This window comes from Allomuricauda sp. NFXS6 (assembly GCF_040148835.1).
GTDB lineage: Bacteria > Bacteroidota > Bacteroidia > Flavobacteriales > Flavobacteriaceae > Flagellimonas.
The window spans coordinates 87,145-99,722 of record NZ_JAGEMG010000006.1 but is presented as its reverse complement, the minus strand read 5'-3'; the positions used below and the strand labels follow the sequence as shown (position 1 = coordinate 99,722).

General features: G+C 39.5%; 15 protein-coding genes. 4 read left to right on the top strand and 11 right to left on the bottom strand.

Features of this window, described 5'->3' with window-relative positions; all coding sequences use genetic code 11:
* The first annotated feature begins 24 nt into the window (after positions 1-24).
* Positions 25-1,461, top strand: coding sequence for a S41 family peptidase (locus J4E06_RS10495; RefSeq protein WP_349523863.1), 1,437 nt, complete (start codon positions 25-27; stop codon positions 1,459-1,461).
* Positions 1,462-1,968: 507 nt separating this feature from the next.
* Here J4E06_RS10495 and J4E06_RS10490 read toward each other — a convergent pair.
* Positions 1,969-2,577, bottom strand: a complete 609-nt coding sequence (locus tag J4E06_RS10490; protein ID WP_349523862.1) for a TetR/AcrR family transcriptional regulator — start codon at positions 2,575-2,577, stop codon at positions 1,969-1,971.
* Positions 2,578-2,835: 258 nt separating this feature from the next.
* Here J4E06_RS10490 and J4E06_RS10485 point away from each other — a divergent pair, with 258 nt between their 5' ends.
* The 3 genes from J4E06_RS10485 (at position 2,836) to J4E06_RS10475 (ending at position 5,213) form a co-directional block, all read left to right on the top strand.
* The gene (locus J4E06_RS10485) at positions 2,836-3,525 is read left to right on the top strand and encodes a Tat (twin-arginine translocation) pathway signal sequence containing protein (protein WP_349523861.1); all 690 of its coding nucleotides are present in this window, start codon (positions 2,836-2,838) and stop codon (positions 3,523-3,525) included.
* A gap of 227 nt (positions 3,526-3,752) precedes the next feature.
* On the top strand, positions 3,753-4,565 hold the full coding sequence (locus J4E06_RS10480; RefSeq protein WP_349523860.1) for a sulfite exporter TauE/SafE family protein: 813 nt from the start codon (positions 3,753-3,755) through the stop codon (positions 4,563-4,565).
* Positions 4,566-4,634: 69 nt separating this feature from the next.
* Positions 4,635-5,213, top strand: coding sequence for a hypothetical protein (locus tag J4E06_RS10475; protein ID WP_349523859.1), 579 nt, complete (start codon positions 4,635-4,637; stop codon positions 5,211-5,213).
* A gap of 375 nt (positions 5,214-5,588) precedes the next feature.
* Here the strand turns inward: J4E06_RS10475 and J4E06_RS10470 are convergent, their stop codons facing one another.
* The 10 genes from J4E06_RS10470 to J4E06_RS10425 form a co-directional block, all read right to left on the bottom strand.
* On the bottom strand, positions 5,589-5,885 hold the full coding sequence (locus J4E06_RS10470; protein ID WP_349523858.1) for a hypothetical protein: 297 nt from the start codon (positions 5,883-5,885) through the stop codon (positions 5,589-5,591).
* Positions 5,875-6,276 carry a group III truncated hemoglobin gene (locus J4E06_RS10465; RefSeq protein WP_349523857.1) on the bottom strand — a complete coding sequence of 134 codons (402 nt, stop codon included), beginning with the start codon at positions 6,274-6,276 and terminating at the stop codon, positions 5,875-5,877. The genes J4E06_RS10470 and J4E06_RS10465 overlap by 11 nt, the downstream gene beginning before the upstream one ends.
* A 28-nt stretch (positions 6,277-6,304) precedes the next feature.
* On the bottom strand, positions 6,305-6,652 hold the full coding sequence (locus J4E06_RS10460) for a hypothetical protein (protein ID WP_349523856.1): 348 nt from the start codon (positions 6,650-6,652) through the stop codon (positions 6,305-6,307).
* A gap of 77 nt (positions 6,653-6,729) precedes the next feature.
* On the bottom strand, positions 6,730-7,449 hold the full coding sequence (gene ric, locus J4E06_RS10455; protein WP_349523855.1) for an iron-sulfur cluster repair di-iron protein: 720 nt from the start codon (positions 7,447-7,449) through the stop codon (positions 6,730-6,732).
* Between the two features lie 65 nt (positions 7,450-7,514).
* Positions 7,515-7,949, bottom strand: coding sequence for an RrF2 family transcriptional regulator (locus tag J4E06_RS10450; protein ID WP_349523999.1), 435 nt, complete (start codon positions 7,947-7,949; stop codon positions 7,515-7,517).
* 144 nt (positions 7,950-8,093) lie between these two features.
* Positions 8,094-9,296 carry a hypothetical protein gene (locus J4E06_RS10445; RefSeq protein ID WP_349523854.1) on the bottom strand — a complete coding sequence of 401 codons (1,203 nt, stop codon included), beginning with the start codon at positions 9,294-9,296 and terminating at the stop codon, positions 8,094-8,096.
* Between the two features lie 34 nt (positions 9,297-9,330).
* Positions 9,331-10,113 (bottom strand): ABC transporter permease, encoded by a 783-nt coding sequence (locus J4E06_RS10440; RefSeq protein WP_349523853.1) that lies wholly within the window; start codon positions 10,111-10,113, stop codon positions 9,331-9,333.
* On the bottom strand, positions 10,106-10,816 hold the full coding sequence (locus J4E06_RS10435; RefSeq protein WP_349523852.1) for an ABC transporter ATP-binding protein: 711 nt from the start codon (positions 10,814-10,816) through the stop codon (positions 10,106-10,108). The genes J4E06_RS10440 and J4E06_RS10435 overlap by 8 nt, the downstream gene beginning before the upstream one ends.
* The gene (locus J4E06_RS10430; RefSeq protein WP_349523851.1) at positions 10,813-12,063 is read right to left on the bottom strand and encodes a nitrous oxide reductase family maturation protein NosD; all 1,251 of its coding nucleotides are present in this window, start codon (positions 12,061-12,063) and stop codon (positions 10,813-10,815) included. Before J4E06_RS10430 ends, J4E06_RS10435 begins: the two co-directional genes overlap by 4 nt.
* 33 nt (positions 12,064-12,096) lie before the next feature.
* On the bottom strand, positions 12,097-12,576 hold the full coding sequence (locus J4E06_RS10425) for a pyridoxamine 5'-phosphate oxidase family protein (protein ID WP_349523850.1): 480 nt from the start codon (positions 12,574-12,576) through the stop codon (positions 12,097-12,099).
* Positions 12,577-12,578: the final 2 nt, after the last annotated feature.

The window sequence follows — 12,578 nt, the reverse complement described above, 5'->3', positions numbered from 1 at the left end:
CTCTTTGTACAAAATCAATCAAAAATGAAGAAAATAATTTTTACTGCCTTTTTGGTATTCCCGTTCATTCTTTTTTCCCAAAACTGTGATTGTGAATCAAATTTTAATTGGGTAAAAAAAACTTTTGAGGAAAACGATGCTGGATTTGCTTACGCTATATCGAACAAGGGAGAACAAGCCTATCAATCCCATAACGAAGATTTTATCCAAAGAATTAAGGAAGCCGAAAACTCCAAGGAATGTTTGCAATCCATTAAGGAATGGCTTACTTTTTTTCGATTAGGCCATATTTCATTGCGAATGCTGGGCCAAAACTCTGAAGCAAAAATAGATGATAAAAAAATTATTCAACAATACAAGGATACAGAGAGTGTAGCTGTAGACATAGAGAAATTTACGCAATATCTTAATTCCAAAAAAGAAGTGGATTATGAAGGTATTTGGGTTTCCAAACCCTATCGAATAGGCGTTAAGAAGATTAAGGACGAATATGTGGGGTTCATTATTGAAGCTGATGGCGTATATTGGACCAAAGGTCAGGTTAAATTCAAAATAAAACCAGATAATTCCTGTGTTTATTATATGCAGGATCACACTAAAAAGGATTTTCCCACTACGACCCTTTTGGGGAACAATTATCTACAAGCAGGCTTTGTTACACTCCAAAGAGCGGCTCCCAGATATGATAGCAAGCCTGAAATTGACCGTTATTTTGAAGTAATCTCTACCAATAAACCCTATTTTGACATTATTGATGACCACACGGGATATTTAAGAATCCCAACATTCAGTGGTTCTAAAAAAACTATTATTGACAGTGTTATTGCTGCAAACAAGGAAACCATTTTAAATAGTCCCAACCTCATTATTGATATAAGGGATAATGGAGGCGGAAGTGATAGAAGTTTTAAGGAACTTTTGCCCCTGTTATATACAAATCCCATACGAACTGTTGGTGTTGAATTGCTATCAACACCCTTGAACAATCAGCGAATGTTGGACTTTATCAACAACCCTATTTACGACCTGGATAACGAGGAGAAAGAATGGGCGAGAGCAGCTTTTGACAAATTGGAAACACAACTGGGTAGTTTTGTTGATTTGGATTCAAATGTTGTGAATATAACTACCTACGATACCATTTATCCTTTTCCAAAAAAAATTGGAATTATAATTAATGAAAACAACGGTAGTACGGCCGAACAATTCTTATTGGCGGCGAAACAAAGCAAAAAAGTTAAATTATTTGGTAGGACAACAGCAGGGGTCCTGGATATTTCCAATATGTATTTTGTGAACTCGCCTTGTGGGGAACTAGAGTTGGGTTATTGTTTGTCAAGAAGTATGAGAATACCCGAAATGACTATTGATGATAAGGGTATTCAACCAGATTATTATATGGATAAAACCATTCCCGTATATCAATGGATTGATTTTGTGGCGGAATCATTGAAGGAATAGGCATTGCGTTAAGGATGAATCATTAGGGTTTGTGTAGATCCGCAGCCAACCAAAGGTGGATGGCGTGGTTTTAACTCATTGTTCAACCTATTTCAGATATAACCTCTATCAATCCAGTGTAAACTCTAAAATAGTGGGGTCTATCATGGGTTCCTTTTGTCCATTAAACACTTTATGGTTATTCGTAAATTTTTGAAAATTCATGGTGTTAAATGTCATAAAACAGGTTTATAATTGATTTAAGGGCAGGAAACGGTGTGTGAAATATTTCATTCGGAGAAATCGGTTTCATGGTAAAAGGTATTGATTTCAATGAAAAATTGCTAATTGAACTTAAAGAGAGAATTAACGGATTACCAGTTGAGTTTATAAAAGATAACATCGAAATTGATAAGACTTTTATAAAAATACATCAGGAGATGTAATGGTTTGTTGTGGAGATACAATATCTCATTGTAGCCTTCCTAAACAAGGGTAGGGCTGCGCTAGCATTGAATGCGGATAAGGCTATTTTTTAAAAAGCAGTTTGATATAATTTTGATATTGTTTTAGCTGATTTGCTGTCACCTTGGCATCATTCAAAGCTTTGGACATAATAAAAGCCCCTTCAAAAACTGTTGTAAAGTGAAGGGCCAAGGCCTTTTTGTCTATCGGCATAACAGAACTGTACTGTTCTTGGATTTCGGTAATCATTGCCTCGATGGTATGTTGCCACCTATAAAATGCATCGGTAATGCCCTTCATGATCCCTTGGTCGAACAATACGGGTTCATAACTGTAAGAGGCATACAGACAACCGGGGAAAGGCTCATTCAACTTTTCGAAGGCATCGATAAAAACTTGGATGAATGCAAGCAGACGTTTCAAAGGGTCTTTGATACCCTCTACGTGCTTTAAGGCCTCAATTCTTTCTCTTTCATCTTGTTGGATGTATTCTTCCATCAGGCCCATGGCCAGATCATTCTTGGTTTTAAAATGATAGAGGAATGTTCCTTTGGAGATACTGCTCCTTTGAATGATCATATCTATGCTCATTCCACTAAAGCCTCTTTCAAGAACCAAATCTTTGCTGTGCTTTAAAATTTTGTCGCGTGTAGGTTTTCCGTCTCTTGGCATTTCTCAGGGGGATTTACATACAAAAATAAAAAAAATACTTAAACAGTATGGATGGTATAAATAAAATTATATATTTGCACCGTATAGACGGTTTAAAAATTATACAGTGCATTCAGATGAGATAAAAGATAATATAAAGAAATAGCTCAGCAAGCCCAGTCATAAATCTCGTTTAATCAACGATAATGGTAAAGCTGAAACCTTCTCAATTGGATGTCACGGTATATAGAAAAATAGTTTAATCAAAATTCAATAACAATGAAAAATCATCAATCAAGAAGAATGTTCGTTGGAGCTTTGGCTCTAGGGGCCACGGCCAGTGCAATGGCTTCGGTTCCAGCTCCGTTGAAGTCATGGTACTTAAGGGACCCGTCGTTGGGAGACCCACCGTTAATCGAAGGGGATGCAGAACAATGGTTCAAAAAAATCAAAGGCACACATAGGATGGTATTTGATGGATCCATGCCGCATGGTGGCTTTCCCGTAATTTGGAACTGGGCCTATTATCTATCCAACAATGAAACAGGTTCGGCAGATAGTGACATTACCGCGATGACCGTGCTGAGGCACGATGCGATTCCTTTTGGCCTGCATTCGGACCTCTGGGAAAAGTACGAACTTGGGAAGGTGTTTAAAATAAAGGACAATGCCACCCAGAGACCTGCTTTGCGAAACCCATATTACGAACCAAAGGAAGGGGATATGCCCTTGCCAGGTATAGATGGTATCAAGCAATTGCAGGAACGTGGGGCCATGTTTTGTGTATGCAATCTTGCACTGACCGTTTGCTCCAGTGTTGCAGCACAGAAAAAAGGGTTGGACCCCAAAAAGGTTTATGGGGAGTGGGTGGATGCACTACTGCCTGACATTCAATTGGTTCCTTCCGGGGTATGGGCCTTGGGCCGTGCACAGCAACACGGTTGCTCCTACATCTATGCCGGAGGATAGATAATTTCTTCAATTTATAATTTCTAAATCCCAAGAGGATGTCTTAAAAGCTAGTTGGCTGTCAGTTCGAGCGCAGTCGAGAACCTAAAGTAGGTTGATAATCAATGGGTTTCGACTTTAGTTTATCCTGAACGTAGCCGAAGGGATCGACCTGACAAATTCAAACTTTTGTTGTTTTCTAGACACCCTCTTGGGTTAATATGTCCATTTCTTAAAACTGTTTAACAATGGAAACTTTTCAATTGATAGGTTATGCGGGAGCATTTATCATTGGACTGGTCATGGGAATTACCGGCAGTGGAGGGTCGGCCATGGCAGTTCCCATATTCAATTATATATTCCTAATGGATATGCACTCCACCACCTCACATTCTTTGTTTGTTGTTGGGATGTCCGCTGCGACAGGAGTGTTGCTCAATTATAAGAGACGAACAATTGATTGGCGATTGGCATTGTACCTGTCCATACCTATGGTCGTTTCGGTATTTCTGGTACGCAAATATATATTACCGATGATACCGACAGTTCTTTTTGAGATCAATATTATGGAACTGCAAATAACGCGTGATATGGTAATCATGGTGTTCTTTGGCCTATTGATGGCGGTAGGGGCCATACTTTCAATTAAAAGGGGAAAGGCTTCTTATTCCAGTACATCGGATATTAAAAAAGGTCCAATCTTTATTTTATTGATGGGTGTGGGTATAGGGGCCATTACCGGAATAACCGGGACTGGAGGTGGGTTTTTAATTGTTCCCGTGCTCGTGGTGTTTTTGCAATGTTCCATGAAGAAGGCCATTGTGACATCCCTTATGATCATTGCCTTAAAATCTTTTGTAGGTTTTATCGGTGATTTGGGGAGTGTGGACATCGATTGGATCCTATTGTTGGGTTTTACCGCCATTTCTATAACCGGGCTGGCTATAGGTATATACAGCTCTCAACGAATAGGGGAATCTAATTTGAAAAAAGGGTATGCATATGTAATCTTAAGCATTTCTATTCTGGTCGTGGGTAGGGAATTGATTCATTTGGTTTGATTGGTTCCAGTACCTGTGGAAAACATATATTATTAAAATTAATCAAAAAACAAACAAATATTTTTAACAATGGAAAAGATAGTATTAAAATTTATAGCGCTTACATTTAGCTTAATGGCCTTAATATCCTGCAATAATGACAATTATAATGGGAATATGGTCGATGAAGGACCAAGTGCCCCGTTGATGTTCAGCATTAATGCAAAAGGAACGGCAATAGGCGAATTGGTTGAAAATTATGCGCTCCCCGGAACAGAACTCAAGGTATCGGGTAATGCATTTACCATGCCTATGTTCAATCCAGTGACAGGTGAGACCATGGGAACTGTTATTGATATCAATGTGAATGCCGAAACTTTTGGGGATGGTAGCATGTTTGCCGAAAATTATACATTGTTCTTCTTTGAAGATGAACAAGAAAGTATATTGGTGCTCCATAACTGGATAGACATGGTGCCTGCACCACCAACCTTCATGGATGCCTTTATCAAAAAAGAGCACACATTGGATAATGTAGTGTCAGGGTCAGGGTTGTTTTCCGATTTTAAAGGGGGAGCCACCCTTAATGCTTCTTTGGATATGAAGGATTTTGATAAGAATACCGTTGGCTTTGATTGCTTGTACGGGTTTACACAAAAGGTATTTTAGTAAATGGTATGCTTGGAGTGTTGGGAGCTGTTTAATTATAGTTTTATATCACTCGTGCTTGGATTCCCTTCAAATATTTTGAACGATGGCCAGAAATCGAATTCGGTTTCTGGCTTTTGAAAGACTAAAATCATGGATGGGATTATCAAGGCAATAAATAAAGATCGAAAGCTTTGGGGACCTGTACACAAGATTTATTGTTTGCGCTTCCATATTTGGGAGAGCCTTGGGATGAAATACTAGAGAGGACAATCTATGGCTTATCAGTGACTTGTTGCACGACCTGATTCACTAGCTTGGACGAAAGCGATTTAAACAATAGCTACCGAATCTCTTGGTACCGGAATCAAAGAGAATAGATTACCGTCATACAGGTTATGAAAAGGTTATTTCTTCGGTATTGATATCAAAGCTTTCCTGTTCCAAGGTAGCGCCTACATAGGCTATAATGTCTCTTTTGGACAATGTGGATCGATATTCTAACCTGGTGTGGATGTTTTCGGCGTAGCAAAGGTTGCTTTCCACGGTACTACCTTCCATATAGGGTATGTCCAAATGCAGGGACAAACGCTGGATAAACTTCTTTTTGATTTTAAGGGTCAACAATTGATTTCTGGTATACACCGATTGATTCGACTTTTTGACAAAAATATCTGAAAGCTTAACCTTCATGGAACCTTTTTCGTTTGTTGTGTTGAAAATAATCAACTTTTAATTGAAACATTTCAGCCATTTTTTCTGCTCTAAACTTAGCTTCTAGGGCTTTATCGCCATAAAAATTTTCATCAATGGTCTCAAAAAACAAAAGCTTCCAACGATCAAAATGATCGCCATGGACCGGAAGCTTCGCATGAGGTGCAAAAGGACTCCCTTGATAGGTGTGCTCTTGTAATAGGACCGTTTGCCAAAAGCGATACATTTTTTCCAAATGGGCGGGCCAATTATCTTGGATTACCCTGTTGAAAATGTCGGCCAATAGGTCGTCTTTCCGGACCTTTTCATAAAAGAGGTCTACCAATTGCTTTATTTCTTCCAAGCTTTTGATTTCCTTCTGCTGTGGCATTTTTATTGGTTCTTGTATAATAAGTGGATTAAAAAATATGGGCAATAATTACCAAAGTACTGAATACGATACTTAAAATCAAAAGATTAAACGTGGTCAATGGTTTTAACTGGGCCAATACAGCTCCGTTAAATGCCATACAGAATATGGTAACAAAAAAGAGGATTGTCATTTTTAAGGCCATTTCCATATTTCCCATTAAGAGCAACATGGCTGCTGCAGAACCGAGGCAACTTTGTCCTATAATGGCAATGGTAGAATAACCCAATTGCCTTTTTTTGAATTCATTGAACGTTTGTCCGTAAATATTTTTTATTCCATTTGTTTTGGGTTCAGTTCCAGAATGGGTCATTGGAAGTGTTGTTGAATTTTCCATTATTGTGTGTTTTTGTATTATGATATTTTTTCTTAGGCACACCAAATAGTTTACTGGATGTGCCTCACCTATTAAAATCAGTTGCTTAATACGTTGTTTTCCAAAATTTCAGCCTTGGGGAAGAGGATGTTGTTCTCCAAATGGATATGACGGTGAAGGTCTTCCTCAAATTCCTGCAATAGCGAGAAAGCTACCCGATAGGTGTTACATGCATCTGCCGGAGGCGTATAATCATTACTCAATGCAGCTATTTTTCGGAAACGCTCACCTTCATTGTCGTGTTCCTCCATCATCATTTTGATAGGACTTTTTACGGTTTCAAAATGCGGGTGTTCAAAATTTGCAGGATTATTTACCATTTTACGTATCCAAGGGAATAGCACCAGTTCTTCTTTTTTCATATGCATGGCCAGTTCACCCGCTGAGGCATTGAAATGTTCAAAAATGTCGAGCAGTTTAGGATGACGTGCTCCGTGTACCTTGCAAAGTTTGCTTAGGTATTGCTTCAAGATCGGGATTTGTTGCTCCACATAACGATGGTGCTTTTTTTCGATATAGTCGATTAATAGGTCTAACGGCCAGGTTTTAAAATCGGGTTGGTCACCTTCGTCTTGATTTTGTATTGTATCAAGTTCTTCAATGAGGCTGTCCAAATTCAAGCCCTTTTTTTCTGTAACTTCTTGTAGCGTACGGTTGCCTTTACAGCAGAAATCTATTTTGTAATTTTTGAAAATCTGGGCAGTTCGGTAATCCTCTGCTACCATTTGCCCTATTGTTTTATCCAAGGTATCGTTCATAATAAATGATTTTAAATATATTTTTATTAATCGGACAAAAATGTCCTTTATTTATTCAAATTTTTTTATCGTTTCAAATAGGTCAACCCAACCTCCAATCCCGTGGCCAGTTCAAATAAACTGGTACTTTTTAGCATTTTGCTCAAATCGGTACGGATATCAACGAATTTGTCGTGCAAGGGGCAGGGTTTCTGGGCATTACATTCTTTGAGTCCCAGACCACAACCTACATAAATCTTGTCACCATCAATGGCTTTGACTATCATGTTCAATTTTACCGCATCCATATCTTCCCGAGCAATTTCAAACCCACCAGTGGGCCCTTTAACGGAGTGGATGATGTTGTTCCTAGAGAGTTGTTGCAAAATTTTGGCCGTGAAAGCTATGGGCGAATCTATTTCCTCAGCAATTTCATTAACACTGACACGTCTTCCATCCAAGGAACGCAGCGCAATATAAACCGCTGCCCGAATACCATATTCACAGGCTTTTGAAAACATCATAGGGAACTTTTATTGTACAAAGATAAGACTAAAAATTTAATTCGGATAAAATTGTCTTTTATTTTTTTTTAAAAGTTTTTTTTGAACGAAATCAAATATACGGCATTGTAGGGGAGGTCGCATAGGCTCATGCAAAAAAACTTAATTGGAGGCTCGGTTTTCTATGAGCATCATTGCAATCCCCGAAGGAATTAAAAGAGAGAGCAGCGCCAAGATTTCTAAATGTCCATTGAAGATGTTCCACTGCTGCCAAGCAGCCATACCCCTATAAAAAATGAGCGCTTCGGTGAGAAGGAACCCCAAAAAATACCATACGTAAGATTTCTTCGGTATTGGAAATAACGTAAAATAATCCATGAAAAAGAATAAACCAATACTGATGATGCCCAAAAAGGTCAAATGCAGATACCCAATGGTCAGATCAAGATAGTTGGTCGCCATGTTGGCAAAATAGGGGAGAGCGGTCAAAAGCTGCAATACTATTTTGATCCAGATCAAAACCAGTACTGTTCTGAACAATAAAAACTGCACTTTTGACAAAGATAATTTATCGATGTTACGCTTTAACATGCCCCATAATACTGCAAAGGCATAAAGCTGTGCCAAAGCTCCCAGACCTGCCAACACATAAAACCAAAAAGAAGGTTTTGTCCAAAGTGTGGACAAGAAAAAGGTGAGCACAACCCCCACATTTAGACTTATAAAAAAGCGAGCGAAGGTTTTTGTGGGAATTTCAAGACCGCGCTGTTCCCAAACATAAATGAAAAGCCCTACCAAGGCCAATATCATCCAGGCATTGTATTGAAAATGGAGGTAAAAATATATCGCCAACCGGTACCAAATGGATTGAGCTCCCAAACTGTTCATGATCGCTCCCAAGGCCCAAGGTCCCAAACTGGAGATTACCATATATATCAGGGCCGCTTTAGCACATTGCAATCCTTTGCTGTGCCTGTATTTTGGGTTGATGTTTTTCCAGAAATGGTAAACGTAGACATACGACACGATCAGGAACAGGGTAGAAAAAATAATGGAAAACAGCGCATATCCTTGAAAAGGGAAGGTCACTAACATACCCACCAAGGTGGCTTGCGTACACCAAAATATACGTTTGTACCTTCTGCTGGACGCATCCTTATCCACAAAACAATAATGCAACAAGGTAGTTAGGGCCACATAAACCCAACCCAAGAGGGCTATATGGGAATGGGCATGGACAACAAACCTGTAGTTGAAATCAAAAGCGAAAATAGGGTAGGAGCGCAACAGCAACCCCAATAGGGCCGCCACAAGAAAGTAAATCACGGCAATTAGGATATGCAATTGATACGACTGATGCTTCACTTTGTGTTGTTTGGGGACATTACGCTGGTCAAGATCAAAAATCTTTTTTTCTTGCTTTATAGTTCAAACCCAAGATAGGCAGAATGGTCCATAATAAAAGAATTGCCATGGAAATAAAGAAACCAAGATCCGTCCCAAAAAACTTTTTAAAAATGGCACCGGTATACCCCAAAAGGGCAGAGATATCCAATTTAAGGAGAATCAATATGCGGGAAAGATCTATTGGATTTAGCGCAGTGGCCACCATGGAAAAGGTATCCAAAGGGTATTCTTCAAAAATGATCAGGGACATCAAAAACAGTCCATCATAGACCACGGCCAAGAAAAGCCAAAGCAATACGGCATATCCAAATCCTTTTATCTTGTTTTCGTTGGATATGGCAATCACAAAGGAAAGTCCCACAAAAATAAAGGTCAAAAAGGTCCCTGTGATCAGTAAAAGGGAAAAATCAAAAATAGCATTGCTTCGCAAAAGTCCATACAACACAAATGGAATCCCCAGCCCCAACACCAGACTTAGCGTCAACGAACCTGCCACACCAAAATATTGTCCCATAAAAATGGAACTACGTTTTATAGGCTGTGCCAATAGGAGCTCGGTAAATTCTCGAGAATTGTAGTAGTACATCACTCCAAAAATGGTGCCTATCAAAGGAATCAGGACAATGATTACGTTCATTAAGGTAATCACGGCCTTGGATACATCGTTGTTCAAGAACAGCAGCACAAATCCAAGGGCAAGGTAAAACAGAAAATACACGTAGCTCCATCGGCTTCGTATCAAATCGTAAAAACTGTATTTTAATATTTTAAGCATGGCTACCCGTTGTTATGGCCGCAATGGCGTGTTCAAAATTGGTTTGTTTGGTCTGTTCCAATAGTTTTTGGATACTTCCTTTAAAATAAATTTCCCCCTCCAGTAGGTATAGGATTTCATCGGCCATTTCTTCCACAAACTGCATAATGTGCGAAGTGATCAAAATCGTCTTGCCATTGTTTTTTTCTTTTAAAATCAACTCTTTTAAGCGAATCAATGCTCTGGGATCCAAACCAGTCGTAGGTTCATCCAAAATAATCAAGGGACTATCGAACATAAAGGTCAATACAATGTTCACTTTTTGCTTGGTACCCCCAGATAGGGTGGACAGTTTTTTGTTCAAAAAAGGTTCCAACCCAAAAAGCTCGATAAGCTCTGCTTCGGTACTTGGGGCGTTTCTCAGATCCTTGATCATGTTGATCAATTCCTTGACCTTGATATTCGGAGGGAAATTGGCAATCTGGGGCAGGTAGTCGATTTTTTTGCGGTACTTCCACCCTTTTTTAATGGATTGTTCCAACACGGATATTTCTCCTTTGTCGGGAATTACCATACCCAGAATACTCTTGATCAAGGTGGTTTTTCCCGAACCGTTCGGACCAAGGATGGCATAAATGCGGCCCTTGTCAATATTTAGATCTATTCCTTTCAATACTTGGTTTTTACCAAATTGCTTATGCAGATTGTCTATTTCAATGGTCATGGTCGTATTTTCATTAAGGGTTGGGCATCTTTTAAATTATCGGGCGTAAAAACTGGGGATACCCGTTCGGAAAAATCAATAATATCCATGAACAGGCTCCGTAAAAGTACAATGGTCTCGGGAGTACGGTTCACCACATAGGAAAACAACTTGACTGGGCGGTAAGGGACATCCCCAACACCGTCTTTGTCCAGATCATAGCCCGTGTAGCTACTCCAAAAGTTACCCTCGAACACATTATCGTTTAGTTTGCTGTTGTAGGAGATATCAAAAGAGTTGTACAAAAAATTATTGCCTTTAAAACTATTGGTATAGCATGCTCCAACCACTCGTATGGCCCACCCATTGCCTATAAAGTCGTTATTGTTATATTGGATTCGGTTAGATCCCTCGATATTAATGCCGATGGTGTTTTCCTCAAAAATATTCCCAACAATTTCTGCATCAGTGATTTCTTTCAAAAGCATGCCGTAGGCTGCTGTGCCCCAATTCTTGCGAAAAGTGTTGTTTTTCATGGTGATGAACTTGGAGAACATCACGGCAACCCCGGCACCGTTGTTTTCGAAGGTGTTGCGGGTATACACATCATGGTTGGAAAACATAAAATGTAGCCCATAGCGGAGGTTGTCCATGCTCACATTATCGGAGATGGTGATTCGGTCGGAAAACTCCAGATAGATACCATCCCGAGTACCCTGGACGTGGTTTTTGGACACTTCTACGTCCGAGGAATACCACAGTTGAATGCCATTGCCCGAGTTATATTCGTCCACAGCTTCGCCAATAATTCTATTGTGGTAGACCTTGCCGTGTGATGATTTTTCCAAATAGATACCAAAGAACAATTGCTCCAACACCATATTCTGAATGAGGAAATTTTTGCTTTGCACCACCCGTATGGCCGCGTTGTCCTTGGTGTAGCTCACCCCTACATTGATGACGAACAGCCCATCCAACGTAACATCATCCGATGTGATCCTAAAGATTTCCCCCTTTTTTTCGCCATCAACAATGGGGTAACCAATCCCTTTGATGACCAAGGGCTTGTCCACCAAAATCTCAAATTCTTTGTATGTGCCTTTCTGAATCAATAAGGTGTCATGGGCACTGGCTCGTTCAATGGTATTTTTAATGGAACTCTGCTCGCAAGTATTGCAGATGGTCCATGTTTTGGCCAAAACATGGTGCCCCAACAAGAATAGCAGCAGGTATAAAATATACTTTTGATGTGGATGGAATGAAAACATGAGGTGCTTGAGATTTAAAGAGCCCTTTCTTTTTTAATTTGTATTGGATCTATTCTGAATAAAATCATTAACTGACTTCCCTGTTATTTGGGTCACAGCAATACGATATACCACGGGCATCTCCGTTTCTTGCAACCTTCCGGAAAAATGACTTAAAAAGTGAGGGCGATCAGCATTTTTATGATCTATGGTGCGCTGTACGCCTTCCGCAAAATGTTTTAAATATTGCTTGGCGGATTCTCCCGTAAGCTCTTGAAAATTTCCATGTGCCTGTACCGATTCCCAATGGCGAAAAGACTCGATATGATCAACCTGAAAAGAGACTTTGTTATATTGTCGCAGAGCATTGATCCTATGTCCGTTGGAGGCGAAACATAAAATACTCTTTTCATCCTTATCAAAAAAATAGGTCGATGGTACCACATGGGGTTCATTGTCTGCAATATAAGCCAGACGGCCCACATAATTGTCCATTAAGAGTTTTTCACATTTTAAGGGTTCCAAATTTGTCATTG